The organism is Aeromicrobium camelliae, assembly GCF_003850045.1.
GTDB lineage: Bacteria > Actinomycetota > Actinomycetes > Propionibacteriales > Nocardioidaceae > Aeromicrobium > Aeromicrobium camelliae.
In genome coordinates this window covers 38,822-64,647 of record NZ_RQJX01000004.1, presented here as the reverse complement: position 1 = coordinate 64,647, position 25,826 = coordinate 38,822, and the positions used below count along the sequence as shown (strand labels likewise).

Annotated in this window: 23 protein-coding genes; 20 read left to right on the top strand and 3 right to left on the bottom strand. The window is 70.3% G+C overall.

From position 1 onward, the window contains the following. A complete protein-coding gene (locus tag EHW97_RS04385) occupies positions 1-2,538 on the top strand; it encodes a chorismate-binding protein (RefSeq protein WP_124235954.1) in 2,538 nt (845 codons plus the stop codon). 12 nt (positions 2,539-2,550) lie between these two features. Here EHW97_RS04385 and EHW97_RS04380 read toward each other — a convergent pair whose 3' ends face one another. Both EHW97_RS04380 and EHW97_RS04375 read right to left on the bottom strand, forming a co-directional pair. Continuing rightward, entirely contained in the window at positions 2,551-2,991 is a 441-nt protein-coding gene (locus tag EHW97_RS04380) for a nuclear transport factor 2 family protein (protein ID WP_166367386.1), read from the bottom strand. Further along, on the bottom strand, positions 2,988-4,211 hold the full coding sequence (locus EHW97_RS04375) for an NAD(P)/FAD-dependent oxidoreductase (RefSeq protein WP_124235952.1): 1,224 nt from the start codon (positions 4,209-4,211) through the stop codon (positions 2,988-2,990). Before EHW97_RS04375 ends, EHW97_RS04380 begins: the two co-directional genes overlap by 4 nt. Before the next feature lie 71 nt (positions 4,212-4,282). On the opposite strand from EHW97_RS04375, the gene EHW97_RS04370 reads away from it, so the two are divergent. The 16 genes from EHW97_RS04370 to dctP all read left to right on the top strand — a co-directional run bounded on the left by EHW97_RS04370 (position 4,283) and on the right by dctP (position 21,218). Continuing rightward, positions 4,283-6,415, top strand: coding sequence for an acetate--CoA ligase family protein (locus EHW97_RS04370; RefSeq protein ID WP_208001882.1), 2,133 nt, complete (start codon positions 4,283-4,285; stop codon positions 6,413-6,415). A 128-nt stretch (positions 6,416-6,543) separates the two neighbouring features. Then, the gene (locus tag EHW97_RS04365) at positions 6,544-7,830 is read left to right on the top strand and encodes a type 2 periplasmic-binding domain-containing protein (protein ID WP_208001881.1); all 1,287 of its coding nucleotides are present in this window, start codon (positions 6,544-6,546) and stop codon (positions 7,828-7,830) included. Positions 7,831-7,895: 65 nt separating this feature from the next. Next, a complete protein-coding gene (locus EHW97_RS04360; protein WP_124235950.1) occupies positions 7,896-8,423 on the top strand; it encodes a TRAP transporter small permease in 528 nt (175 codons plus the stop codon). Next, entirely contained in the window at positions 8,420-9,922 is a 1,503-nt protein-coding gene (locus EHW97_RS04355; RefSeq protein WP_124235949.1) for a TRAP transporter large permease, read from the top strand. The genes EHW97_RS04360 and EHW97_RS04355 overlap by 4 nt, the downstream gene beginning before the upstream one ends. A gap of 23 nt (positions 9,923-9,945) precedes the next feature. After that, a complete protein-coding gene (locus EHW97_RS04350) occupies positions 9,946-11,145 on the top strand; it encodes a cytochrome P450 (protein ID WP_124235948.1) in 1,200 nt (399 codons plus the stop codon). Between the two features lie 3 nt (positions 11,146-11,148). Next, complete coding sequence (locus tag EHW97_RS04345; RefSeq protein ID WP_124235947.1) at positions 11,149-11,364, top strand: ferredoxin; 216 nt, start codon at positions 11,149-11,151, stop codon at positions 11,362-11,364. Next, positions 11,357-13,810, top strand: a complete 2,454-nt coding sequence (locus EHW97_RS04340; protein ID WP_124235946.1) for a CaiB/BaiF CoA-transferase family protein — start codon at positions 11,357-11,359, stop codon at positions 13,808-13,810. The genes EHW97_RS04345 and EHW97_RS04340 overlap by 8 nt, the downstream gene beginning before the upstream one ends. After that, complete coding sequence (locus tag EHW97_RS04335; protein WP_124235945.1) at positions 13,807-14,397, top strand: FAS1-like dehydratase domain-containing protein; 591 nt, start codon at positions 13,807-13,809, stop codon at positions 14,395-14,397. Before EHW97_RS04340 ends, EHW97_RS04335 begins: the two co-directional genes overlap by 4 nt. Then, positions 14,394-14,852 (top strand): hotdog family protein, encoded by a 459-nt coding sequence (locus EHW97_RS04330; protein ID WP_124235944.1) that lies wholly within the window; start codon positions 14,394-14,396, stop codon positions 14,850-14,852. The genes EHW97_RS04335 and EHW97_RS04330 overlap by 4 nt, the downstream gene beginning before the upstream one ends. Further along, positions 14,849-16,009: a thiolase C-terminal domain-containing protein gene (locus tag EHW97_RS04325; RefSeq protein ID WP_124235943.1), complete on the top strand. Its 1,161-nt coding sequence runs from the start codon at positions 14,849-14,851 to the stop codon at positions 16,007-16,009. Before EHW97_RS04330 ends, EHW97_RS04325 begins: the two co-directional genes overlap by 4 nt. Continuing rightward, a complete protein-coding gene (locus EHW97_RS04320) occupies positions 16,006-16,410 on the top strand; it encodes a Zn-ribbon domain-containing OB-fold protein (protein ID WP_208001880.1) in 405 nt (134 codons plus the stop codon). Before EHW97_RS04325 ends, EHW97_RS04320 begins: the two co-directional genes overlap by 4 nt. After that, positions 16,407-17,456: an alcohol dehydrogenase catalytic domain-containing protein gene (locus EHW97_RS04315; protein ID WP_124235942.1), complete on the top strand. Its 1,050-nt coding sequence runs from the start codon at positions 16,407-16,409 to the stop codon at positions 17,454-17,456. Before EHW97_RS04320 ends, EHW97_RS04315 begins: the two co-directional genes overlap by 4 nt. 9 nt (positions 17,457-17,465) lie before the next feature. After that, a complete protein-coding gene (locus EHW97_RS04310) occupies positions 17,466-18,629 on the top strand; it encodes an acyl-CoA dehydrogenase family protein (protein WP_124235941.1) in 1,164 nt (387 codons plus the stop codon). After that, positions 18,629-19,096 (top strand): MaoC family dehydratase, encoded by a 468-nt coding sequence (locus tag EHW97_RS04305; RefSeq protein ID WP_124235940.1) that lies wholly within the window; start codon positions 18,629-18,631, stop codon positions 19,094-19,096. The genes EHW97_RS04310 and EHW97_RS04305 overlap by 1 nt, the downstream gene beginning before the upstream one ends. Before the next feature lie 9 nt (positions 19,097-19,105). Beyond that, a complete protein-coding gene (locus tag EHW97_RS04300) occupies positions 19,106-19,918 on the top strand; it encodes an SDR family NAD(P)-dependent oxidoreductase (RefSeq protein ID WP_124235939.1) in 813 nt (270 codons plus the stop codon). A 31-nt stretch (positions 19,919-19,949) separates the two neighbouring features. Continuing rightward, positions 19,950-21,218 carry a TRAP transporter substrate-binding protein DctP gene (gene dctP, locus EHW97_RS04295; protein WP_166367385.1) on the top strand — a complete coding sequence of 423 codons (1,269 nt, stop codon included), beginning with the start codon at positions 19,950-19,952 and terminating at the stop codon, positions 21,216-21,218. Between the two features lie 84 nt (positions 21,219-21,302). Here the strand turns inward: dctP and EHW97_RS04290 are convergent, their stop codons facing one another. Further along, on the bottom strand, positions 21,303-22,382 hold the full coding sequence (locus tag EHW97_RS04290) for a Zn-dependent alcohol dehydrogenase (RefSeq protein WP_124235937.1): 1,080 nt from the start codon (positions 22,380-22,382) through the stop codon (positions 21,303-21,305). A gap of 80 nt (positions 22,383-22,462) precedes the next feature. Between EHW97_RS04290 and EHW97_RS04285 the strand changes: the two genes are divergently transcribed. From EHW97_RS04285 to EHW97_RS04275, 3 genes are read left to right on the top strand one after another with little or no spacing between them, the layout of a single operon-like run. After that, positions 22,463-23,248, top strand: a complete 786-nt coding sequence (locus tag EHW97_RS04285) for an enoyl-CoA hydratase/isomerase family protein (protein WP_124235936.1) — start codon at positions 22,463-22,465, stop codon at positions 23,246-23,248. Further along, complete coding sequence (locus EHW97_RS04280; protein ID WP_124235935.1) at positions 23,245-24,900, top strand: AMP-binding protein; 1,656 nt, start codon at positions 23,245-23,247, stop codon at positions 24,898-24,900. The genes EHW97_RS04285 and EHW97_RS04280 overlap by 4 nt, the downstream gene beginning before the upstream one ends. A 12-nt stretch (positions 24,901-24,912) precedes the next feature. Next, a complete protein-coding gene (locus tag EHW97_RS04275) occupies positions 24,913-25,794 on the top strand; it encodes an HpcH/HpaI aldolase/citrate lyase family protein (protein ID WP_124235934.1) in 882 nt (293 codons plus the stop codon). Positions 25,795-25,826 lie beyond the last annotated feature (32 nt).

Here is a 25,826-nt window from a genome sequence, read left to right as displayed (position 1 = left end):
GTGGCCGTCGGCCGTGAGCCGATAGCGCTCGACGCCTCGCCGACCGACGTCCTCCGGGCGCTACGTGATCGTTCGCGCCTGGTCGCGCTCATCGGCTCGGGCTGGAGCGTCGGAGAGGCGGTCATCGCCTGCGAGCCCGTTCGCGAACTCGCCACCTGGGACGCCGTCGACCTGCCGCGCGACGCCGACCCTGAGGGGTTCGGTGGCGGCTGGATCGGGTCGTGGGGCTACCAGTTGGCCGGCGAGGTCGAAGCGCTGCCGCCGGTCCCGTCACGGCCCATCCCGACCCCGGCTCTGCGGGTCGGCTTCTATGACGTGGTGCTTCGCCGCGTGGACGGACAGTGGTGGCTGGAATGGCTCCACGACGCGGATCCAGCGCGCGTCACCGCGCTGCGCGACGCCGTGACCGGCGACGCCGCGGCGCGTCCGTTCACTGCCGGCCCGCTGGCGCTCACCCCGTCGCCCGAGGAGCATCGGCGAGCCGTCGCCCGCACCATCGACCACATCAACGCCGGTGACGTCTTCCAGGTCAACGTGTGCGCACGCCTGGAGGGGGCGTTCCACGGCGATCCGCTCGATGCGTTCTGTTCCGGTGTCGAGCAACTCGCCCCCGCTTTCGCCGCGTACGTCGCCGACGACCACGGTGCCGTCGCCAGCTGGTCCCCCGAACTGTTCCTGCGGCGGCAAGGCGACACTGTCCTCACGTCGCCGATCAAGGGCACCGCCCCGCTCGACGCCGACCCGGCGCAGCTCCTCGCCTCCCGCAAGGACCGCGCCGAGAACGTCATGATCGTCGACCTCATGCGCAACGACCTGGGGCGGGTGGCGGAGCCCGGCAGTGTGGCCGTGCCCGCTCTCACTCGCCTCGAACGCCACGCCGTGTGGCACCTCGTCTCCGACGTCGCCGCGCAGGTTCGTGCGCCCGACTCCGCGCTGCTGCGCGCCACGTTCCCGCCCGGCTCGGTGACGGGAGCGCCCAAGGTGCGAGCCATGGAACTCGTGGCCACCGAACTCGAGACCACCGCGCGCGAGGCCTACACCGGGGCGATCGGCTACGTCAGCGCTGCGGGCCTCGAACTCAACGTCGCGATCCGCACGCTGGAGTTCGTCGGCGACCGCGTCTGGTTCGGGGTCGGAGGGGGCATCGTGGCCGACAGTGACCCGTCCGCTGAACTCACGGAGTGCTTCGTGAAGGCCCGCCCGCTCGCTCGCGTCCTCGGCACGGTGCTGGCCGACGACGTCGAAACGGCTGCGGCCGCCCCCGGCCGTCGCGCGAGCCCCGGCGCCCCCGCGGGAGATCCGGCCGCGGGAGTGTTCACCACCCTTCTCGTACGTGAGGGCCGACCCGAGCAGCTCGACGCCCACGTCTCGCGGCTCGCCGCCAGCGCCGCCGAGCTCTACGGGCACGACGTCGCCGTTCCGGCACGGGCACTCGCCGTCGAACGGGCGCGTGATCTGGCGGGCACGCAGCGGCTGCGGATCGAGGTGTCGCCGGCGGGCCGGCTCACCGCGACCGCCGCCCCGCTCGATACCGGCCCGGCATCGTGGGCGCTCGTCCCGTTTCCGCTTCGGGGCGGACTCGGCGCCCACAAGTGGGCCGATCGTCGTGCATTGCCGGACGGACCGGACGAACCGCTGCTGCTCGACGGCGACGACGTGCTGGAGACGGGTCGCGGGTCCGTGTTCGTGGTCCTCGACGACGGCCTGCACACGCCACCGCTCGACGGGCGCATCCTCCCGGGCACGATGCGCGCCATAGTGCTGGAGCGAGCACGTGGTCACGGTGTCCCGGTCTACGAGCGCTCCATCCGGCTCGGGGAACTGTCGCATGCGTCCGAAGTGTTCGCCACCAACGCGCTGCGCGGCATCGTGCCGGTGCACCAGGTCGCGGGAGTGGGGCGGTGGGCCGTCCCGGGTCCCGTCGCGTCGCTGCTGTCGACGCCGCCGCCCCCGCCGGCTCGCGTCGATGCGATCGCGGGAGCCGACGTCCTGTTCATCGACAACCACGACTCGTTCGTGTTCAACCTCGTTCAGTACGCGCGCGAACTCGGGGCGCGGGCCACGATCGTGCGGTCGGACGCCGCGCTACCCGACGTCAGCGCGTTCAGCCACGTGGTGATCTCGCCGGGCCCAGGAGGGCCGCGTGAGGCCGGCTCCAGCCGGGATGCCGTCCAAGCCGCCGCCGCGCACGGGGTGCCGCTGCTCGGCGTCTGCCTCGGTCACCAGGTCATCGCAGAGGTGTTCGGTGCCCGGGTCGTTCGAGCGGTCGAGCCCGTGCACGGCAAGCCGACCCTCGTCGAACACCGCGGGCAGGGTGTCCTCGCCGGTCTCCCGTCGCCGTTCGCCGCCGCGCGTTATCACTCGCTGGTGGTCGAGGAGCCGCCGGCGGAGCTCGAGGTGACGGCCCGGACGGGATCTGGCATCGTCATGGGGCTCCGCCACCGCGAACTCCCGATCGAGGGCGTGCAGTTCCACCCCGAGTCGATCCTGACCCGGCACGGCCACGCGCTGCTCGGAAGGTTCCTCGCCGCGCGCTGACGAGCGTTTCGGTCAGGCGGGCCACCCGTCGTCGAGGTCGGTGAACAGCGCCGGAGTGATGCGTTTGGAGAGCAGCAGAGGGATGCCTCCGGCGACCTCGACGAGATCGTCGTAGACTCCCCAGCCCAGCGCGGAGCGGCCGGGCTCGCGGCTGGTGAACAGGAAGTACGCCGTGACAGCGAACCGTGTGTCGATGACGGTGTCGTCGACGGTGATGTTGGTGACGAAGTGCCGTCGGTCGGCCCCGCGGGCCCTGCGAGCGTAGAACGCGGCGATGGCATCGCGGCCCCGGAAAGTCTCGCTCGGAATGGTGAGAGTTCCCTCCGGATGGAAGACTGCGGCGATCTGCGCGGGGTCACCGGAATCCACTGCGTCGGCATAATGCGCAGCTGTGTCGCGCGCGAGTTCGCGGCGTTCCAGCCGCTCGACGCGACGTCGGAGCTCCTCGTTCACGGGCGGCCCATCCTTTCCCAGGGGGCGGCGGTGACCACGTCGGTGACCGCCGCGCGAGCGGCGATGGCGGTGCGACAGCGGTTGACGGCGGCAGGCATGTTCCAGCCGACGACGCCGACAAGGTTCCCTTCGCGACTCGCCAGGCGCAGCCATCGTCCCGACTCTGTGTCGTCGACCGCTGGCAGCAGGTCGTCGTCGGGTCCGATGGTGCCGAGGATCTGTAGTTTGCCGTCGAATTGGTCGCTCCATACGTAGGGGAGCTCCTCCAACTGGACGGGAGGTTCATCGCGGCGCCGCGCGAGGATGTTGCGGGCTGCGACGGCTGCGGTGTCCCCGGCGCTCGTCCAGTGCTCGAGTCGCTCGTGGACTCCCGGGGACCGTTCCACTCGCGCGACGTCGCCGATCGCAAAGATGCGGTCGTCCCGGGTACGACAGGCCGCGTCGGTCTCGACGCCGTCATGCCCGGCCAGCTCCGAGCCGTGGAGCCAGCCGGTCGCGGGGACCGCGCCGATGGCCACGACGACGACGTCGGCGTCCACGCGGGTGCCGTCGCTCAATGCCAGGGTGGCCGCCCCGTCCCCCGCGGGGATGACCGAGCCGACCGTGACGCCGAGGGCGAAGCGGACGCCGTGCTGCTCGTGCAGGGCCATGACGATCTCGCTCAGGCCCGGTCCGCCCAGCCGGGGAAGTACGCGGGGTGCGGCGTCGACGACGGTGACTTCATGGCCGAGAGCGCGGCTCGTGGCTGCGATCTCGAGCCCGAGGACGCCGGCCCCGACGACGAGCACATGCCCGCTCGCCGGCCGCAGGGCGTTCCGGAGCCGCAGCGCGTCGTCCCACGTACGCAGGTAATGCGGTGCGGCATCATCGAGGAGCGGGAGCCGCCGTGGAACCGAACCGGTGGCGATCACCAGGTCGTCGTAGGACAGGGACTCGCCGGAGTCGAGGTCGACGCGTCGCTCAGCGCGATGCAGGCGGAGGGCGTGTCGTGCTTGCAGCAGGCGCACGCCGAGAGCGTCGAGGGCTTCTGAGCTCTTGAGCACGGGGCGGTCGACGGCGGAGTCGAGCAGGGCCTGCTTGGACAGCGGGGGCCGGTCGTAAGGTAGGCCGTCCTCCGCGGCGACGATGGTGACTGGATCGGTGTCCCCGGCGCGTCTCAGCCGCTCGGCGCAGCGCACTGCGGCGATCCCTCCGCCGACGATGAGCGTTCCGACCGTCACGCGTCCTCCTGACCTGGTGTGTCCCACATCACCATAGATGATACATTTGATTATAAGCAATATTCCCGCCGGTGAAAGGACCTGCCGTCGTGGTCACCCGCAAGGGCCTCCAGGCCCTGCTCAGTCCGCAGTCGTTCGCCCTCATCGGCGCGAGTGACAAGTCGACCTTCTCCTCGCTCGTCGTCGCGAACCTGCGGGGGGCCGGTCGCGGTGACGACGTGCACCTCGTCAACCCTCGGTCGCCGGAGGTGCACGGTCAAGCCACCGTGGCCCGGTGCCGCGACATCGCGGGCGGTGTCGACCTCGCCTTCGTGATGGTGCCGGCGCGCCTCGCCCCGGACGCCTTGCGGGACGCCACCGAGGCCGGGGCGAGTGCGGCGATCGTGCTGAGCAGCGGCTACGCGGAGGCCGGCGAGGAGGGGCGGCAGCGGCAGGCCGAGCTCGTCGCGCTCGCCGAGAGCCTCGGCATCACGATGCTCGGCCCCAACGTCCTGGGTGTCGTCAACGTTCTCGACGGCATCCCGGCGATGGCGCTGTCCGACCCTCCGCAGCGGCCGGGGCGCGTCGCCCTGATCTCGCAGAGCGGGGCCAGCTGCGGGGCCATGAAGGACTTCGCCGAACTTGCGGGGGTGGAGCTCTCACACGTCCTGACCGTCGGCAACGAGGCCATGGTCACCATCGCCCACCTCGTCGACTTCCTGGTGGACGACGACCGCGTGGGTGCCATCGCGATCTTCATGGAGGCGGTGAAGGAGCCCCAGCTCTTCGCGGCCGCCGCTCGCCGTGCCGCCGCGGCGGGCAAGCCCATCGTCGTGCTCAAGGCCGGCCGCAGTGAGCTCGCCGCGCGCGCCGCCGCGTCTCACACGGGCGCGCTCGTCGGGGACGATCGGGTGGTGGACGCGGTCTTCTCCGCGCTCGGGGTCGTGCGCGTCGACACCATCGAGGACATGCTCGTCACCGCCGGCCTCGGCGCCTATGCGGGGCCGATCGAGGGCGGCCTGGGCGTCGTGTCGATCTCCGGCGGCGCCTGCGACATCATCGCCGATCTCGCCGAGAGCGCGGCGGTGGAGATCCCCGAGTTCACGCCGCAGACCCAGGAGCGACTGCGGGCCCGGCTGCCCGACTTCGGGCACGCCCACAACCCCCTCGACATCACAGGGGCCGCCATCACCGACCCTCCGCTGTGGGGCGCGGCGATCGAGGCGGTGGCCGCCGATCCTGCCGTGGGCGTCGTGCTGGCGGTCAACAGCCTGCCCTGGCGCGAAGACGGCAGGCCGTTCTACGGACAGCCCTATGTCGACCAGATCGGGCGGGCGCTGGCCGAGGCCCCCGTCCCGGGGCTGTACGTGACACAGGTCGGGCAGCCCTTCGGGCCGCAGGCCCGCGACATCCTCGCCCAGGCGGGCGTGCCCCATCAGGTGGCCGGCCTGAGGGCCGCCGTGGACGCGGTCGCACGGATCCGCGACTGGAGTCAGCGGCTCGACGCGGCGGTGCGGGAGCCGGTCTGGCCGCCGCCGGATACGCAGGAGAGGGCCGGCGGCGCCGCGCTGAGCGAGGCCGATGCGCGCGCACTCCTGCAACGGCACGGCGTCCCCGTGGTCCCGGCGGCGTTCGCGTCCACGGCGGACGAAGCCGTGGCCGCAGCCGCGCAGTTCGGATCGGGCCCGCTCGTGGTCAAGATCGTCTCACCGGACATCGCTCACAAGACCGACGTGGGAGGCGTCCGGCTCCACGTCGCGCCTCACGACGTGGGCGAGGTCGCGGGCCAGATGATGCACGACGTCGCCGCCGCGGTGCCCCAGGCCCGCATCGACGGTGTGCTGGTCGGCCCGCAGCGCGATCCGGCCACGGAGCTTCTGGTCGGCGTCACGCGTGATCCGGACTGGGGGCTGCTGCTGGCCGTCGGTCTCGGCGGCGTGCTCGTGGAGATGCTCGACGACGTGGCGATCGCCCCCCTGCCGGTCGACGAGACCGGGGTGCGGCGGTTGCTGTCGCAGCTGAGAGGTGCGCGGCTCCTCGGTGGGGTGCGCGGGCGTCCTGCTGCCGACCTCGACGCGGTCGTCTCGGTCGTCGCGGCGATCGCGACGACCGCCGCCGCCCTGGGCCCGCGGCTCGAGGCGTTGGAGGTCAATCCGCTGCGGGTCGACGGGGCGAACGTGGAGGCGCTGGACGCGCTCGTCGTGCTCCGGGAGGAGAAATCGTGAGATTGATCTCCAGAGAGCTTGACGTCACCCAAATCTAGGCGAATGATATTCACATCTTGTGATCGAGGTCACGAGATGAGGTCACGGTGTCGATCCCCACGACACCACCTACAGACGGAGACAGGATGATGGCAACGCGAAGCAACTCGAAGGCGGGACGCCTGCTGGCGACCTTGGCCGTGGTCGGACTGGTAACTCTCAGCGCCTGCGCTGAGCAGGGGGGCAGCGGCAACTCGGCCGGCGGCGAGGGCCTCGAGCCCGGCGCCACCAAGGAGGACTACATCGCCGCGTTCGAGGATCTCGATCCCATCGAGATCCGCACGCAGACACCCGCCCCGAAGGGCTCGACGACGGGCAAGAACGTCGAGGACTACCTGGCCGCCGTCGAGGAATGGTCCGGCGGCAAGATCACCTTCGACATCGCCTATGCGAACGCCGTGGCGCAGCCCGCCGAGATCGACGACGCGCTCAACGACGGACGGCTGGACCTGGGACAGGTGCTCCCGATCTACGAGCCTTCCGAGTACCCCGCCACGGCCGCGCTGATCGAAGGCGGCTTCATCTCCGACCAGAGCCCCGTGGTCGGCGCGCTGCAGTCGAACGCCTGGCCCAACGACGTCGCGTTCAACACCCCCGAGATCATGGAGGAATGGGACGCGCACGGCCTCGTGCCGCTCGTGCCGGTGTACAACTCCGGTTCCAACGGCCTGTTCTGCAGCCAGGAGCGCAATGATCTCTCCTCGATCTCCGGCACGGCCGTCGGCTCCGGTGGCACGGCGCAGAGCAAGCAGATCGAGGCGCTCGGCGGATCACCCGCGTCCGTCGCGTACACCGAGCTCTACGAGAGCCTGGAGCGCGGCGTCGTCGGCTGCACCGTCTCGAGCCCCACGGTCGCGGTGCTCGGCGGCTACCTGCCGCAGGCGCCCCACGTCGTCATCGACCCCGCCGCCGGATTCGCGCTGGCTCCGGGCGGCATGGCCTTCAGCAAGGCGAAGTGGGAAGAGCTGCCGCTCGTGGCCCAGCAGCTCTTCTGGGACAAGCTCGACGTCTTCATCGGCGGCAACATCGTGAGCAAGATCTGGCCGAACAGCGTCGAGGCCGCGGCCGTGGCCAAGGAGTCCGGCGGGTCGATCCAGGCCTTCAGTGACGACGCGCGCGCCGCGCTGCAGGCCGTGAACGAGGAGCTGCTGGACGATCTGCGCGACGTGCGGGCCGTCGGTGACGGTGACGCCTTCGTCGACTCGATGCTGGAGGCGGCGGAGCGCTGGCTGGAGATCGTCGGCGGCGACCTCGGCTACGCCGACGAGGTCGGGTACAACGACTTCGACACCTGGTACACCGAGGACGCGATCGACATCGAGCCGTTCCTGCAGAAGCTGCTCGACGACACGTTCGCGGAGCACCGTCCGTCCTGACTCGAGGCTGGGTGGCCATCGCGTCCGCGATGGCCACCCGCCCGGTCGTGAGAGGAGAAGAGAGCATGAGCGTAGCCGTCGATCCCCCCGTGCGTCGCCGCCTGAGCATCGATCTGCTGATCGAGGTGCCGGCGGTGATCATCACGTTCGCGATGATGGTCCACATCTCGCTGAACGCCGCGCTGCGGACCTTCTGGGGTGCTCCGTTGCGGAACACCCTGGAGATCACCCAGTACTGGTACGTGCCCATCATCGCCTTCCTGGGCTTCATCGCGGCCCAGCGACGCGGTCAGCACGTGAGTGCCGACCTGATCTACGGCGTGCTGCCCGCGCTGGCGCAGCGCTGGGTCAAGATCGTGACGTTCGTGGTGATCGCCGCGATCAGCGCCGGGTTCGCCTGGTACGGCTGGCACGAGGCCACCCACGCCTTCACGATCCGGCGGACGGCCGGAGTCAGCGACCTGCCGGCGTGGCCCACCTACTTCCTCGCGCCCCTGGCGTTCGGGTCGCTGACCTGCCAGTTCGCGTTCGCCGCGGTGCGTGCCTGGCGTCGCACCGATGAGGAGTCCCAGACGGAGAGGAACGGCTCATGACCATCGAGGTGGAGACGCCGCAGGGCGGGCCCACGGGGCAGACCCCCGCAGCGCCGCCGATCGTCGCTCGGCGCGCGTCGTGGCCCGTGTTCTGGGTGACCATGGTCTTCCTGGTCGGCAGCACCGTCGGCATGTTCCTTCCCCTGGTCCCCGAAGCCATCGGCGGCATGGGCATCATCATGATGCTCTGCCTGATCTTCCTGCGGGTTCCGGTGGCGATGGCGCTGCTGATCCCGGCGCTGCTGGGCATGTACGCCATGCGGGGATCGGCGCTGGTGGCCAGCACGATGACGTCGTTGCCCTACGGCGAGGTGGCCAGCTGGTCGCTGAGCGTCGTGCCCATGTTCATCCTCATGGGGCTGCTGCTCTGGCGTGCCGGGCTGACCGAGAGCATCTACGATGCGGCGCGTCAGTTCCTGGGCTGGCTCCCCGGTGGCCTCGCCATCGGCACGAACGTCGCCGGTGCGGGCCTGGCCTCGGTGAGCGGTTCGTCGGTCGGGACGACGTACGCCCTGGCCCGGATCGGCGTGCCGGAGATGCTCAAGGCCGGCTACGACAAGCGGCTCGCACTCGGCGCGGTCATCGTGGCGGGGCTCCCCGGTCAGCTGATCCCGCCGAGCATCATGCTGGTGATCTACGCCGGCATCGCCGAGGTGCCGGTCGGACCGCAGCTGCTCGCGGGCATCGGCCCCGGCATCCTCGTCGCGATCATGTTCTCGCTGATGATCGTGGTCTTCGCAACGCGGTGGGCCAAGAACGCGCCGGAGACGGCGCCGACACCGTCGGCCGGCGGCAAGGGGCGGCTGCGCACGATCGTGGGCATCTGGCCCGTGCCGCTGCTCATGGCCGTGATCGTCGTCGGCATGTTCTCGGGCGCGTTCACCGCCACCGAGGCCGGTGCCGTCGCCGCACTGCTGTCGCTGATCATCACCGTCATCTGGCGGCGCAAGACCGGGGCGTTCCGGGCGGTGGCAGAGTCCGCCACCGGTGCGGTCGCCAGCGTCGGCGCGATCTTCTTCATGCTGGTCGGCGTGGCCGCGCTGTCGCGGATGTTCACGCTGACCGGGATCAGCGAGGGATTCGCCGAGCTCGTCACGGCGCTGAACCTCAGCCGGGTGACCTTCCTGCTGCTGATGATGGTCGTCTACATCGTGCTGGGCACCTTCATGGAGCCGCTCGCGATGATGGTGCTGACGATCCCGATCCTCATCCCGACGCTCCACTCGCTCGACATCTCCCTGCTGTGGTACGGCGTGTTCGCGGTGTTCATGGCCGAGATCGCGGTCGTGACGCCGCCGGTGGGGATCCTGGCGTTCATCATCCACTCGATCACCCGTGAGCCCGAGGTCAACCAGGGACACCACATCAGCCTCGGCGACGTCTTCGTGGCCACCGCGTGGTTCCTGCCGATGGCGATCGTCGTCACGTTGATCCTGATCTTCTTCCCCGAGATCAGCACCTGGATCCCCGAGCTGGCGAGCTCGGGTGCCGGTGGCTGATCCCCGACCCAAGGAACTGAGCTATGACCGAAACCCACCGCGGGTGCCCCGTCACCCACACCGACTACACGACGACCACGCCGATCTTCGAGCACTACGCGCTCCTCAACGCCGACCGCGAACGGGACCGGTTCCTGTTCAACGACTCCACCGAGCGTGGTTTCGTGATGCTGCAGCGGTACGACGACGTGCAGGCGGGCTTCCAGCAGCATCAGAACTGGACGACCGCGGTCCGCAGCGCGCTGCGCCCGGGCGTCGGTGAGCCGCTGCTGCCGCAGGACCTCAACGGCGAGGAGCACGTCAAGCTGCGCAAGATCCTCAACCAGTTCTTCGCGCCGGCCGCGGTGCGGCGGCTGGAGCCGCTCGCGACGCAGCGGTGCATCGAGCTCATCGAGGAGCTGAAGCCCAAGGGGTCGTGCGACTTCGTGGCGGAGTTCGCCATCCGGTACCCGACCGACCTCTTCCTGGCGCTGCTGGGCCTGCCCGTCTCCGACGGTCAGATGTTCCTCGAATGGTCCGAGGAGCTGTTCTCGGCGATGCTCGCGGGCGAACCGACCCGGGCGGCGCTGGCGAAGAAGAACATCACGGACTACTTCGAGAAGGCCCTGGAGGAGCGCCGCGCCAACCCGGGCGACCCGGCCACCGACATGGTGACGCGCCTGCTCGAGGCGCGGATCGACGACGAGCCGTTGACGCAGGACCAGATCCTCACGATCCTGCTGACCCTCATGCTCGCGGGTCTGGACACCACCCGCTCGGCCCTGGGCTACGTCTACACCCACCTGGCCACGCACCAGGACCACCGTCGTGAGCTCGTGGAGGATCCCGATCTCATCGGCAAGGCGGTGGAGGAGTTCCTGCGGCTCTACCCGCTGGTCTTCCAGGCCGGGCGTGAGGTCCAGGAGGATCAGGAGTTCGAGGGCCTCGAGCTCAAGAAGGGCGACGTCGTGTGGCTCGGCATCGGTCAGGCCAACCGCGATCCCCGCAAGTTCGAGGATCCCGACGAGTTCATCATCGACCGCCCGGGCGCCAACCAGCACCTCGCGTTCGGCGGCGGACCGCACCGGTGCCTGGGCATGCACCTGGCACGGCTCGAACTCAAGGTCGTGCTGGAGCAGTGGCACGAGCGCATTCCGGATTACCGCATCGCCGCCGGTACCGAGCTGAAGGAACGAGGGGGGCAGCTGACGTTGCAGTCGCTGCCGCTGGAGTGGGAGGTCTGAAGGATGTTCATCGAGATCGACGCGACCAAGTGCATGGGTCATGGGCGCTGCTACGCCGTCGCCCCCGACCTGCTGACCGATGACGACGAGGGGTTCGTCGCCGAGCGAGGACAGCGCTGGGAGGTGCCGGCGGACCTGCTGGACCAGGCGCAGGAAGCCGTCGACGCCTGCCCCGAAGGCGCGATCGCCGTCAGTTCGGCCGCTCCCGTCGATGCTTGACGGTCTGCGCGTCCTCGACCTGACCGACGAACGGGGTCTGCTCTGCGGTCGGCTGCTCGCCGATCTCGGGGCCGATGTCGTGCAGGTCGAGCCGCTGAGCGGGTCGCCGGCCCGCACGGCCGACCCGGTCGACCCGAGCACCGGCATCTCGTTCACGTGGCAGACGTTCGCGGCCGGCAAGCGAGGCATCGCGCTCGATCCCGAGCGCGACCGAGAACTGCTCCAGGACCTGGTGCGCCGGGCCGACGCCGTCGTCACCTCGTGGGACCACGCCGAGCTCGAGCGCTGGGGCATGACGCCCGACGAGGTGCTGTCCCTCGCACCCCAGGCCGTGGTGGCGGCCATCACGGCCTACGGATGGGACGGACCGCGTTCGCGGCTGGCGGCGAGCGATCTCACGGTCTGGGCGGCGGGCGGTCCGCTCGCTCCCCATCGTGACGGTGATCGCCCGCCGCTGCGGATCAGCGTCCCCCAGGCCTTCCTGCATGCGGCCGCGGACGCGGCGACGGGAGTCCTGCTCGCCCTGCTCGAACGCGATCGCAGCGGCCGAGGACAGTTCGTCGACGTCTCCGCCCAGAGCTCGGTCGGGCAGGCCACGCTCGCGCGCATCCTCGCGCACGCCGTGGGCGACGACAACCCCGAGTGGCAGCAGCAGCCGACCGCCCGCGCCGACCAGTCCGGGAGCGGGGCAGCGACCCCCAACAGCCTCAAGAAGTGGCACTGTCGTGACGGCATGATCGAGCTGCACCTGTCGATCGGTGCCGCCGCCGGCGCCTTCACGAACAGGCTCTTCGCTTGGATGCACGAGGAGGGAGCCGTCGACGACCGCATCGCGGCGTGGGACTGGCGGGAGGTCCCGTCGCTCGTGGCCGAGGGGACGCTGGATCTCGCCGACCTCGACGACGCGCGCGCGGCGGTGCGTGCCTTCCTCGCGACGAAGACCAAGGCGGAGGTGGTGGAGCAGGCGCTGCGCCGCCGCCTGCTGTCCATGGCGATCTTCGACGTCGCCGACGTGGCCTCGAGTGAGCACCTGGCGCAGCGCGGGTTCTTCGCGGACCTCGACATCGAGGGCGTGGCGGTGCCCGTCCCCTCCGTGTTCGCGCACGTGCGCGGCGCGCCGGGCCCGCACGTGCGGGCCCGGGCACCCAAGGTGGGGGAGCACCACGAGGAGGTCGCGCGCGACTGGCTCGCGACCGTCGTGCCACAGTCCGCCGTGCCGTCGCGCGGCCGTACGCTCCCGCTGGAGGGACTGAAGGTCCTGGACCTTTCCTGGGTCGTGGCCGGTCCGCTCATCGGGCGCACGCTGGCCGACTTCGGGGCGACCGTGGTGCGAGTGGAATCCGGGGTGCGGGTCGAGACCGCGCGGATGATGCAACCGTTCCACGACGGCCGCCCCGACCGTGAGGGGTCGGCGCTGTTCGGCAACTGCAACGCCGGCAAGCTCGGGATGACACTCGATCTCACGACGTCGGAGGGCCAGCAGGTCGTGCGTGACCTGGCCCGCTGGGCCGACGTGGTGATCGAGTCGTTCTCGCCCGGCCAGCTGGCCAAGTGGGGACTCGACGAGGAGGCGCTGCGCGCCGTCAATCCCGGGCTCGTCATGCTCAGCAGTTCCATCGCGGGTCAGCATGGTCCCTGGTCCAAGCTCGCCGGCTTCGGCAACGTGGGCTCGTCGCTGAGCGGCTTCCAGCACCTCGTGGGCTGGTCCGATCGCCTGCCGATGGGCCCGTTCGGGCCGTACACCGACTACCTGGGTCCCCGCACGGCGCTGGTCGCACTGCTCGCCGCGCTGCGGCACCGGGCCCGCACCGGGGACGGCTGCTACATCGACGTGTCCCAGGTCGAGAGCGGGGTGTACTTCCTCGCGCCGCAGATCGCGCACTTCGGGTTCGACGGCACCGTGGCCGAGCGCCGCGGCAACGACGACGCACGGTGGGCTCCCCACGGCGTCTATCCGGTGTCGCCCGACGAGCACGGCGAGCGGTTCGTCGCGATCGCGGTGACCGACGACCTGCAGTGGCAGCGGCTCGTCGCGGTGCTGGGCCGGCCGGACCTCGTCCGGGAGGATCTCGCGACGGCGGCCGGACGTCGTGCGGCGACCACGGAGCTCGACGCCGCCATCGCCGCGTGGACCACAGAGCGCGACGGCGAGCTGGTGGAGCGCCGGCTCCAGGAGGCGGGGATCCCCGCCTATCTCGCGCTGCGCCCCGAGGACTATCCCCGCGACGCCCAGGTGGTGCACCGCCAGCACCTGGTGGAGCTGGCCCATCCACTGCACGGCATGACGGTGGTCGAGGGTGCTCGGGTCCGTCTCGATGCCACCCCGGGCGGCCCGCGTTCGTGCGCACCGACCCTCGGCCAGCACAACCGCCGCGTCCTGGAGTCCGTCCTGGGCTATGACGAGGCGACGATCGAGCGACTGGAGACGAAAGGAATCCTGCGATGACCGCGACGGAGACCGAGACGGAATGGAAGGCCGCGTGGCAGCCGGTGGTCGACGCCGTCGGCCGTGATTTCGCCGACGGGGAGATCACGTGGGGCGGCGATCCGGTGGAACGCGGCGCGATCCGGCGCTATCTGGAGCCGCTCGAGTTCGACTGTGCGCTGCACACCGATCCCGAGGTCGCGCGGGCCGCGGGCTTCGAGGACGTCACGATGCCCTACACCGGCGTCATCGCGTGGACGATCCCGGCCGCGTGGCGGCCCGGGGAGACGTTGTTCGATTCCGCCGACCGCGACGCCCAGCCCGTCCACACGGCGATCAACAACGCCGACATGCCGATCGGCCCGAAGACCACCGGGTTCTTCGGGACGGACATCGAGGTCGACTTCCACCGCGAGGTCGTCGCCGGCGAGCGGATCGGCCGCCGGGGCCGCCGGCTCGTGGCGTGCACCCCGAAGGAGACGGGCGTCGGCCGGGGCGCCTTCATGACCTGGGAGAGCGAGATCGTCAGCGACCGCGGTGACGTGGTCGGCCTGATCCGCATCGGCACCTACGCCTATGTCCCCCACCAGAAGGGAGAACAGTCGTGACCACCGCGCAGGCGGCCACGCGCGTCTTCGAGGAGGTCGCGGTCGGCGACCAGCTTCCCGAGGTGCGTCTGCCGCTGACCGTCTACCGCCTCGTGATGGCGGCAGGGAGCAACCGCGACTTCAACTCGATCCACCACAACAGTGAGTACGCCCGGTCCACGGGAGCGGAGGAGATGTACGCGAACACGTCGTTCCTCATGAGCTCGTGGGAGAGGCTCGTCCGTGACTGGGCGGGCCCGGGCGCCCGGCTCCGCGCGATCCGCGGCTTCCGGATGCGCTCCTTCAACTATGTGGGCGACACGATGCGCGTCCTCGGCGAGGTCACCGCGACCCGTAGGGACGGCCAGGACGGCGTCGTCGAGGTCACGGTGCGATGCGAGAACTCCTCCGGCGTCACCGTCGGCCCCGGCGTCGTCGAGGTCGTCCTGCCCACCGGTGGGGAGGACGAGCGATGAGCGCGGCCATCGTGGGACTCGGGATGACCGAGATGGGCAAGGTCTACGGACGCACCGCGACGCAGTTCGCGGTCGAGGCGATCAGCCGGGCGGCCGAGGACGCGGGTCTCTCGCTCGCGGACATCGACGGCCTCTACGTCAACCCGGGGGTCAAGAACGACACCGATCTGCGGCTGCAGTCGGCGCTGCAGATGCGCGACACCCGCGTCCTGGCCACGATCCAGGGCTTCGGCTCGTCGGCCGGCCAGATGGTCCAGTACGCCGCGATGGCGATCGAGGCCGGCATGGCCGACGTCGTCGCCTGCGTGTACGCCGACGCCCCGCTCAAGGAGGGCAAGCGCTCCTCGGACGCCTATCCGGGCCAGGCGCGTGCCATGGTGGGCGTGGGATCGCTGCCCTTCGCCGCGGGTCTCAAGGCGGCACCCGAGCGGTACGCCGTGGCGGCCCGCCGGCACATGGAGACCTACGGCACCACCAGCGAGCAGTTCGGCGCGGTCGCGGTGGCGGCGCGCCAGTGGGCGGCGATGAACCCCGCGGCCCAGATGCGCGATCCGCTCACGCTCGAGGACCATCAGGCCTCCCGGATGATCGCCGACCCGTTGCGGCTGCTCGACTGCTGCCTGGTGAGCAACGGTGCCGTCGCGATCATCGTCACGAGCGCCGACCGCGCCGCGACGCTGCGTCAGCCTCCCGTCCACGTGTGGGGCTGGGGCCAGGCGCATCCGGGCTACGTGCAGCACCGCGACAGCCAGTTCGGTCTCGTGACCGGCGCCGCGAAGTCCGGACCCGACGCCCTCAAGATGGCCGGCGTGAGCGTCGACGAGGTGGATCTTCGCCAGCTCTACGACTGCTTCACCTTCACGACCCTCGTCACGCTCGAGGACTACGGCTTCTGCGCCAAGGGCGAAGGCGGCGAGTTCGTGGCCAGCGGGGCTCTCGCCCCCGGCGGATCCCATCCCACCAACACCGGAGGCGGCGAGCTCTCCTCGTTCTACATGTGGGGGATGACGCCGCTGTCGGAGGCCGTGATTCAGGCGCGTGGGCAGGCCGGCGAGCGCCAGGTCGACCGGCACGACGTGGTGATGGTCTCGGGCAACGGCGGCGTCCTGGACTTCCACTCCACGCTCATCCTCAGCCCGCACCGGAAGGGACGGTGACCACCGTGACACTCGCCGCAGTCGTCCGTGACGACTTCTCCGCGCCGTTCTTCGAGGCGGCCGCCGAGGGCAGGCTGCTGCTGCGCTATTCGCCGAGCCAGGACACCTGGTCCGAGCCCGCGGCGCTGGTCTGCTCCACGACTCAGGCAGCCGATCTGGAGTGGCGGGAGGCGGCAGGGACGGGCCACCTCGTCACCTGGACCGTGAAGCCGGGCCGGCGGCGCGACGACGTCGTCACGCCCGACACCGTCATCGGCATCGTCGAACTGGACGAGGGCCCGTGGCTCTCGGTCCAGCTCCCCGAGTGCGACCCGGCAGGCCTCGCGGTCGGCCGGGCGGTCCGGATCGGATTCGTCCAGCCTGAGGGTAGCGAGCACCTGCCGGTCGGTCACGTGGTGTGAGGGCCTTCGTACTCGGCCGGGAGGGAGGCGGTTTTCGTGACGTTCCCGACCCGCAGGCAGCGCCAGGGCACGCGATCGTGCAGACCTCGGCCGCAGGTCTGTGCCATTCTGATCTGACCCTGGTGTCCCGGGCGCCGGGGCAGCATCCCTTCAGCCTGCCCGTGGTTCTGGGTCACGAGCTCGCCGGCGTCGTGGTCGAGGTCGGAGCCGGCGCTGGTGAGGTCCAGGTCGGCGATCCTGTCGTCGGCTACGGGCCACGGGGATGCGGTCGGTGCTCGCGTTGCTCGGCGGGCGCCGAGAACTACTGCCACGGCCGCGCGACCTCCTTTCCCTTGGGATTGGGCAGCGACGGCGCACTCGCGGAGTTCGTCGCCGTCCCGGCGTCCCATCTCGTCCCGGCGGCGGGTCTGCCCCCGGCTCAGGCGGCGGTCATGACCGATGCCGGCCTGACGGCGCTGCATGCGCTGAACCGTGCGTTCGCCATGATCGGCCGACCGCCTCTCGGCCTCGTCGTCGTGGTGATCGGTGTCGGCGGCCTCGGTCACCTCGCGGTGCGGCTGGCCAAGCTCAGGGGTGCCACGGTGATCGCGGTCGACCGGGAGGAGGACGCCCGCACGCTGGCCCGGCGGCAGGGCGCCGACCAGGTGCTCGGTGGTGAAGGCACGGCCGAGGAGATCCGGGACCTCACCCACGGCCGCCTTGCCGACGTGGTGCTCGACTTCGTCGCCCACCACTCGACGCTGGAGCTCGCCCGAGCCGTCCTGGCCCGCGACGGAGTCGTCTCGATCGTGGGGGTCGGTGCCGATCGGTTGGCGGTCGGCATGCACGCCCTGCCGTTGGGGGCACGCACCGACCTGCCCTTCTGGGGAACCCGGCCAGAGCTCCACCAGGTGCTCGAGCTCGCGCGCTCGGGCGAGGTGGAAGCGGTGGTGGAGGAGCTTCCCTTCGAACAGACGCCTGAGGCGTACCGACGGTTGGCGGAGGGCGACATCCGCGGCCGGGCGGTCGTGCGGATGCGCGCCGATGATCCAGCTCGAGGAAGGTGAACACACCCGATGTACGAGACCAGCCCAGTTCACGACGACATCCGAAGCGCCGTTCGCGCCCTGTGTTCGCGGTTCCCCGACGAGTACTGGGCCGAGCACGATGAACGCCATGAGTTCCCCGGTGAGTTCTTTCAGGCCGTCGCGGAGGGCGGCTGGCTGGGGTTGACGATCCCCGAGCAGTACGGGGGAGGCGGCCTCGGTGTCACCGAGGCCGCCATCGTCGAGCGGGAGATCGCTGCGTCAGGCGCCGGGATGGGGGGATGCTCGGCCGTCCATATCGGGATCTTCGGCTTCGAGCCCATCCTCCACCACGGCAGCGAGGAGCTGAAGCGGCGTTTCCTGCCGCGCGTGCCGGCGGGGGATCTGCAGATCTCCTTCGCCGTCACCGAGCCGGATGCCGGCACTGACACCACCAACATCTCCACGTTCGCCACGAAGGTCGACGGGGGGTGGCTCGTCTCGGGCAAGAAGGTCTGGATCTCCAATGCCCAGCGTGCCGAGCGCATGCTGCTGCTCGCCCGCACCACGCCCAAGAGCGAGTGCGCGAAGAAGACCGACGGACTCACGGTCTTCTTCGCGCCCCTGGATCGCGAGAAGGTCACGGTGCGCGCCATCCCGAAGATGGGGCGCAACTCGGTCGACAGCAACGAGCTGTTCATCGACGAGCTCTTCGTCGCCGACGAGGACGTCGTCGGCGAGGTCGGCAAGGGCTTCAAGGTCATCCTGACCGGCCTCAACGCCGAGCGCGTCGTCGCCGCCAACGCCATGCTCGGCATCGGCGAGGCCGCCCTGCGCCGCGGCACCCAGTACGCGAAGGACCGTGTGGTCTTCGGTCGCCCGATCGGCGCCAACCAGGGCCTGTCCTTCCAGTTGGCCGAGGCGAAGATCCGCATCGAGGCGGCCGATGCGGTGCTGCAGAAGGCGACCTGGCTCGTCGACCGACAGGAGCCCTGTGCGGCGGAGGCCAACTACGCCAAGTGGCTGTGCGCGGAGGCGGGCTACTACGCCGCCGACGTCGCCCTCCAGGTGCACGGCGGGATGGGGTACAGCAAGGAGTTCCACGTCGAACGCTACTTCCGGGAGGCGCGGCTGATGCGGATCGCGCCGATCAGTCAAGAGATGGTCCTCAACTACGTGGCCGAGCACGTGCTCGGTCTTCCCAGGAGCTACTGATGCGCGGCCTGTACTTCGAAGAGTTCGAGATCGGCAAGACGTACGAGCACGCCTTCCGGCGGACGATCACCGAGATGGACAACGTGCTGTTCACGTCGCTGACGATGAACGTCGCCCCGATTCACCTCGACGCCGAATACGCGAAGACGACCATCCACGGCAGGCCGCTGGTCAACAGCCTCTTCACCGTGGCGCTGATCGGTGCCTTTCACGTCCCGGAGCTCACGATGGGAACGACACTGGGGAATCTCGGCTACGAGGACGTCAGATTCCCGGCACCGGTCTTCGCCGGTGACACGCTGCGCGGCGAGACCACGATCCTCGACAAGCGGCTGTCCACGAGTCGCGATGACTCCGGGATCGTGTGGTTCGAGCACCGCGGCTACAACCAGGACGACGTGCTCGTGATGGTCTGCAAACGCGCCGGGCTCATGATGAAGCGCCCGGCCCACGAAGTGATGTCCTGAGGGTGCAGCATGAGTCGCCCGTCCGACGTCGCCGCTGATTCTCCAGGAATCGCCGTGGTGGTCGGGGGAGCCGGCGCCATCGGAACGGCCTGTGTGGCCGCGCTCGTCGCCCGCGGATTCCGGGTGGTCGTGGCCGACCTCGATCCAGAGCGGGCCACGGCCGCGATGAACCGGACGGGTGCGGCAGAGGCGATCGCCGTCGACGTGCGCTCGAGCGCCAGCGTGAGATCGGCGTTCGACGAGATCGCGGACCGCTGGGGACGTCTGGACGTCGCGGTGAATCTCGCGGCCGTGGGCGGCCCGGCGCGTCGGCTCCACGCCCACAGCGACGACGAGTGGGAGCGCGTCGTCGACATCAACCTCAACGGCACGTTCCGGTGCCTGCGTGAAGAGCTGCGTCTCATGGCGGCGACGGGCGGGGGCGGCAGCATCGTCGTGGTGTCGTCGGTCGGGGCCGAGGTCGGCTTCGCCGGTGCCGCGCCCTACGCGACGACCAAGCACGCGCTGACGGGTCTCGTGCGATCGGCCGCGCTCGAGTATGCCGACGACGGCATCAGAGTCAACGCCGTGGTGCCGGGCTTCGTCGACACGGCGTTCCTTCGCGACCGTCGCACTCCAGCTGAGCTGGCGCAGCTCGCGTCGGCGCATCCGGTCGGGCGGCTGGCGAAGGCCGAGGAGGTCGCGGCGGTGGTCTCCTTCCTGGCCTCGCCTGAGGCGGGGTTCGTCACGGGTTCGTGTTACGGCGTGGACGGCGGCTTCCTGGCGGGACGATCGCTGCCGCTGGCAGAACGGATCGCGACCGGCGCGCCGACGACGAGTTGATCCACGACAGAAGAGAAAGAGGATGATGCAGATGCGGCGATATCGGATCATCGGCGCGCTGGGTGCGGCGGCTGCCCTCCTGGTGACGTCGGCATGCGCCGAGCAGGGCGGATCAGGCGACGGGGGAGGAGGTGCGAGCGTCGAGTACGGCGCCGACCGGGCCGAGTACGTCGAGGCGCTTCAGGACATGGAGCCGGTCGAGCTGACCATCCAGTCCACGGGACCCCAGGGGTCGGCCACCGGGCGTCGCTTCGAGGCTTACGCGGAGGCCGTCGAGGACTGGTCGGGCGGCAAGATCACCTTCAACTTCTTCTACTCCAACGCGGTGGCTCCCCCGACGGAGGTGCATCAGGCCCTCGCCGACGGACGGTTGGACATCGGCTCGGTGATGCCCGCTCTCGTGCCGGCCGAGTTCCCCGCCGCCAATGCGCTCAACGACCTCAGTCACCTGGGCCGCCAGCTTCCCGTCGACTGGATGCTCCAGTGGCACGGGATCATGCTCGACATGTCGGCGGCCATCGATGACGTCGACGAGGAGTACGAGGCGAAGGACATGAAGCTGCTGCTTCCCGCGTTCGGTTCCGGGGCGTACATGCCCTACTGCGCCGAGGGAGCGGAGTCCGCCGAGGATGTGGCCGGGCGCGGTGTGGCGACCCAGAGCGGTGTCCAGAACCGTGAGAGCGAGGCGCTGGGGATGAACCCCATGTCGATCAGCTACAACGAGATGTTCGAGGCGCTCGAGCGCAGGGTGGTCGACTGCGCTCTCACCACGGTGACCGGAGCGGCGCTCGGCGGATACATCGCGGCCGCCCCTCACGTGCTGTTCGACGAGGAGACGGGTTTCAACGCCCCCGGCGGCTCGATCGCGATGAGCCTGGCGCGCTGGAACGAGCTTCCGCTCGCGGCGCAGCAGCTGATGGTCGACCGACTCGACGTGCTCATGCAGGCCAACTTCGAGGGCGCCTGGGAGAACACGAGTGCGGCCGTGGAGCAGGTCCTCAGCGCCGGCGGCTCCTTCGCGCCGCTCCCCTCGTCGGCGACCGACGCTCTCGCAGCCGTCCATGACGAGGTGGAGCGCGGTGTCGCCGAGGGTGGTGCCGTCGCCGACGGCGAGGCGCTCGTGGAGATGGCCCGCGAGTTCGAGCAGGAGTGGGCCGACAGGATCGATGCACTGGGCCTGGAGGGTGTCGGGACGTCCTACGAGGAGTTCCCGCAGTGGTACGCCGACGGTGCCCCTGACCTGCAGCGCTACTTCGACGCTCTCTGGGAAGGCGCGATGGGAGCGAGAAGGCCGGCGTGACCCATGGCGATGCGCCGAGGTGTCCTGACACCTCGGCGCATCGCCCTAGCCGGGAGACCGGCTCGTCCCGTGTCCCGCCGGGGCTCAGAAGGTGATGACCGTCCGGGCCCCGGTGGGAGCGTCGAGGTCCTCGAGCGCGCGATTGACCTCGTCGAGGCCGATCGTCTCGCTGAGCAGGGCGTCGAGATCGAGACGGCCCGACAGGTACAGGTCGCAGTAGAACGGGATGTCGAGGCGGAAGCGCGTCGAGCCCATCTTGGTGCCCTGGAGGCGCTTCTCCAGCAGCAGTTGAGCGGCCGGGATCTGGACCTTGAGATCGGGATGGGCGACGCCGACGACGGTCGCGGTGCCCATCGTGTCGAGCATCGCGAACGCCTGCTCGATCGTCGCGGCGATGCCCACGACCTCGATCGCGTGGTCGACGCCGCCACCGGTGAGCTCGCGGACCGCCTCGACGGGATCGACTTCGGAGGCGTCGATCGTGTCCGTGGCGCCCAGACGTCGGGCGAGATCCAGCTTGGCGGGGAGGCGATCGATGGCGATGATGCGCGCCGCGCCCACGAGCCGCGCCCCCAGGACGGCGTTGAGGCCCACGCCCCCGCAGCCGATGATCGCGACAGTATCCCCGGCGCGGACGCCGGCCGCGTGGCGGACGGCACCCAGGCCGGTGATCCCGGCACAGCCCAGCAGTGCCGCCTTGTCCAGCGGCATGTCCCCGGGGAGCTTCACCAGGGTGCGCTCGTGGACGAGCAACTGCTCGGCGAAGCCGCCCAGTCCGACGAAGGGCTCCACGGGGGCATCGCCGAGCGTGAGCCGGGGCGGGCTTCCGGCGGGTCGTGACCGCCCCTTGTTCTCGCAGTGCTGCAGGGCGCCGCGCTGGCACCAGCGGCATACGCCGCAGAACGACGAGGCACAGGTCGCCACGGCGTCGCCCGGCCGCACGTCGGTGACATCGCGGCCGACGGCCTCGACGACCCCCGCGACCTCGTGGCCCAGGATCAGGGGGAGGGGCAGCGCGTTGGCGCCGTTCTGCATCGTACGGTCGGTGTGGCACACGCCGGAGGCGGCGGTGCGGACGAGGACCTCGTCGGGTGCCGGGTCCGCGGTCCTGACGTCCTCGATCTGCACCTCGGATCCGAATCTGTGAAGCACGGCTGCACGCATGGGACTCCCTCCGGTTTGACTTGTGATGCACACTACACTAGATTCCTTATCATCAAAGGCATGGATTATGGAGGAGTGGCGTGAGCGGGGTCGAAGTCGAACGACGTGACGGGGCGGTCTGGATCACGATCAACCGGCCGGAGCGGCGCAACGCCTATGACCTGGACATGGCGCGCGCGATGATCGCGGCGGTCGAAGACGCCGCGGATGCCGAGGCCGTGGTGCTCACCGGGGCCGGGGGCGCCTTCTGCGCCGGCGGCGCCCTCAACAACCTCGGCACGCCCGACCCCGAGGGCCTGCGCCAACTCTTCACGACGTCGCTGCGGCTCGTCGACGCCCTGCGTGCGTGCCCGCGGCCGGTGATCGCGGCCGTCGACGGCGCGGCCGCCGGTGGCGGCAACGAGCTGGTCGTCGCCTGCGACTTCGCCATCGCGACCCAGCGTTCGACCTTCGGCCAGACCGGTCCCAAGGTCGGTTCGGCTCCCGTGCTCGGCGCCACGAACCTCATGTCGGTGCAGATCGGGGAGAAGCGCGCGCGGGAGATGGCCATGCTGTGCCGTCGGTACTCCGCGGAGCAGGCGCTGGCGATGGGCCTGGTCAACGAGGTCGTCCCCGATGACGGCCTCGAGGCCGCCGTCGAGCGCTGGCTCGCCGAGATCCACCAGCTGAGCCCCCGCTATCTGGAGATCGCCAAGATCAGCGCGAACCAGTGGTGGAACCTGTCGAAGGACAACATGTCGTCCGGCCTCGGGATGCTGATCCAGGCCATCGGCAGCGAGGACATGATCGAAGGCGCCAACGCCTTCCTGGAGAAGCGGCGCCCGGACTTCCGCGGGGCCCGCAGCGCGCGAGAGGACGAGCGATGAGCTTCCGCTACTACCGAGACCTCAAGCCCACCTTCGTCGAGCGTGGCGACTGGGCGTTGCCCACCGTCCTGCGGCATCAGGCGGCCGAGCGGCCCGGTGCTGTCTGGCTCGACGCGCCCGAAGAGGGCCGGCGTTGGACCTTCGCCGAGATGCTCTCCTCCGCCGAGCGGGTGGGGCGGACGCTGCTCGACGCCGGGGCAGCGCCGGGCGACCGCGTCGTCATCGTGGCCGCCAACTCCTCGCAGTTCGTGCGCACCTGGGTCGGGACGGCGGTCGCCGGGCTCGTCGAGGTGCCGATCAACACCGCGTACGAGCACGACTTCCTCGCGCACCAGGTCCGGACGGTCGAGGCGACGCACGCCGTCATCGACGACGTCTTCGCCTCCCGGTTCGTCGACGTGGCCGAGGCCGCCTCGACCATCGGCACGTTCTGGGTGATCGACACCGGCCGACGCGACGAGGCGATCGCCGCCCTGCGCGCCGCCGGATGGCGGGCCGAGCCCTGGGAGAACCTCGACGAGGACTCCCGCGTGAGCGACGAGATCGAGCTTCCCGACGTGCGCCCGCAGGATCTCGCCTCGGTGCTCTTCACCTCCGGCACCACGGGTCCGAGCAAGGGCGTCGCCATGCCGCATGCCCAGATGTACTTCTTCGCCGACGAGTGCGTCTCCCTCGTGCGCCTGAGCAGCCTCGACACGTGGATGTCGGTGACGCCGCTCTTCCACGGCAACGCGCAGTTCATGGCCGCCTACCCGACCCTCGTGGCCGGCGCGCGATTCGTCACCCGCAGCCGCTTCTCGGCCAGTCGCTGGATCGACCAGATCCGCGAGAGCCAGGTGACGGTCACCAACTTCATCGGCGTCATGATGGACTTCATCGCCAAGCAGGACCCGCGGCCCGACGACGCCGACAACCCGCTGCGTTGCGTGTTCGCCGCGCCCACCGCCGCGACCCTCGTCGAGCCGCTCAAGCAGCGCTACGGCATCGAGGCGTTCGTGGAGGTCTTCGGCCTGACCGAGACCTCGGCGCCGATCATCTCCCCGTACGGCGAGGACCGTCCCGCCGGCGCGGCCGGGCTCGCCGCCGACGAGTGGTTCGATGTCGCGCTCGTCGACCCCGACACCGACGAGGAGGTCGCGGTCGGCGAGGTGGGCGAGCTGGTCATCCGCCCGAAGGTCCCCTTCATCTGCTCGATGGGCTACTTCAACATGCCCGAGAAGACGGTGGAGGCCTGGCGCAACCTCTGGTTCCACACCGGTGACGCCCTCAAGCGCGACGCCGAGGGCTGGTTCTACTTCGTCGACCGCTTCAAGGACGCACTGCGCCGCCGCGGCGAGAACATCTCCTCCTATGAGATCGAGACCGCCGTGCTGAGCCACCCGGCCGTGGTCGAGACCGCCGTGATCGCGGTCCCCGCCTCCTCCGAGGCCGGTGAGGACGAGGTGATGGCCTACGTGATCGCGCGCGAGGAGGTCACCGCGCAGGAGCTGTGGGCGCACTTCGAGAAGCGCATCCCCTCGTTCGCGATCCCCCGGTACATCCGGTTCGTCGACGAGCTGCCCAAGACCCCGTCCCAGCGGGTGCAGAAGGCGAAGCTGCGCGAGCTGGGCATCACCGACGACACGCACGACCGCGAACAGTCCGCCCGGTAGAGGAGAACAGACGTGCACCCGTACCGCTCCCTGCTGTTCGCCCCTGCTCACAAGCCGGACTGGGCCGCCAAGGCCCTGGCGAGCGGGGCGGACTGCATCGTCATCGATCTCGAGGACTCGGTGCCCGCCGATCTGAAGGAGGCGAGCCGGCAGACCGCTCGCGAGACCCTGCGGGACCTGCGGTCGCGCAGTGAGCGGGTGGGTCTGTTCGTGCGGCCCAACGCGCTCGACACCCGTCTGGCCGGCGCCGACCTCGAGGCCGTCGTCGGCCCCGAGCTCGACGGCGTGTTCGCCCCCAAGATCCGCGATGCGCGAGACGTCATCCGCTGGGAGTCGCTGCTGGACTGGTTCGAGGCGCGCAATGGCGCCGACGGCCTGGAGATGATCGTCCCGGTCGAGATGGTCGACGCGATCACCAACTGTCAGGAGATCGCCGGCGCCTCCGAGCGGGTCGGCGCGATGATCGGGCCGACGTCCGCGCACGCCGACATCGCCCGCGCGGTGGGCTACCGGCAGTCCCGCGAGGGCAGCGAGACGCTCTACCTGCGCAGCCGGATCCTGCTGGCCTGCCGCCAGTACGGGCTGCACGCGCTCACCGGGCTGTGGGAGGACCTCGGCGACCTGGAGGGCCTGCGCGAGTTCGCCGACTACGGCCTGCAGCTCGGCTTCCGCGGGCAGATCGCCATCCACCCCACCCACGTGCCCGTGATCCACGAGATCTACACCCCCAGCGACGACGAGGTCGCCTATCACGAAGGACTCGTCGCCGCGGTGGAGGAGGCCGCCGCGCGGGGCCACGGCGCCGTGCGTTACCGCGGCCAGCACGTCGACCTCGCGCACGCCGACAAGGCGCGTGACTGGCTCGCTCACGCCCGCCTGGTGCGTGGCGAATGAGCGGCCCGGACGTGGCACCACACCCATCCGAC

Excerpts from the sequence above, each read along its gene's own strand:
- EHW97_RS04365 (WP_208001881.1), top strand. The coding sequence starts at position 6,544 with ATGGCAACGCGAAGCAACTCGAAGGCGGGACGCCTGCTGGCGACCTTG.
- EHW97_RS04360 (WP_124235950.1), top strand. The coding sequence starts at position 7,896 with ATGAGCGTAGCCGTCGATCCCCCCGTGCGTCGCCGCCTGAGCATCGAT.
- EHW97_RS04355 (WP_124235949.1), top strand. The coding sequence starts at position 8,420 with ATGACCATCGAGGTGGAGACGCCGCAGGGCGGGCCCACGGGGCAGACC.
- EHW97_RS04350 (WP_124235948.1), top strand. The coding sequence starts at position 9,946 with ATGACCGAAACCCACCGCGGGTGCCCCGTCACCCACACCGACTACACG.
- EHW97_RS04345 (WP_124235947.1), top strand. The coding sequence starts at position 11,149 with ATGTTCATCGAGATCGACGCGACCAAGTGCATGGGTCATGGGCGCTGC.
- EHW97_RS04340 (WP_124235946.1), top strand. The coding sequence starts at position 11,357 with ATGCTTGACGGTCTGCGCGTCCTCGACCTGACCGACGAACGGGGTCTG.
- EHW97_RS04335 (WP_124235945.1), top strand. The coding sequence starts at position 13,807 with ATGACCGCGACGGAGACCGAGACGGAATGGAAGGCCGCGTGGCAGCCG.
- EHW97_RS04325 (WP_124235943.1), top strand. The coding sequence starts at position 14,849 with ATGAGCGCGGCCATCGTGGGACTCGGGATGACCGAGATGGGCAAGGTC.
- EHW97_RS04310 (WP_124235941.1), top strand. The coding sequence starts at position 17,466 with ATGTACGAGACCAGCCCAGTTCACGACGACATCCGAAGCGCCGTTCGC.
- EHW97_RS04305 (WP_124235940.1), top strand. The coding sequence starts at position 18,629 with ATGCGCGGCCTGTACTTCGAAGAGTTCGAGATCGGCAAGACGTACGAG.
- EHW97_RS04300 (WP_124235939.1), top strand. The coding sequence starts at position 19,106 with ATGAGTCGCCCGTCCGACGTCGCCGCTGATTCTCCAGGAATCGCCGTG.
- dctP (WP_166367385.1), top strand. The coding sequence starts at position 19,950 with ATGCGGCGATATCGGATCATCGGCGCGCTGGGTGCGGCGGCTGCCCTC.
- EHW97_RS04290 (WP_124235937.1), bottom strand. The coding sequence starts at position 22,382 with ATGCGTGCAGCCGTGCTTCACAGATTCGGATCCGAGGTGCAGATCGAG.
- EHW97_RS04280 (WP_124235935.1), top strand. The coding sequence starts at position 23,245 with ATGAGCTTCCGCTACTACCGAGACCTCAAGCCCACCTTCGTCGAGCGT.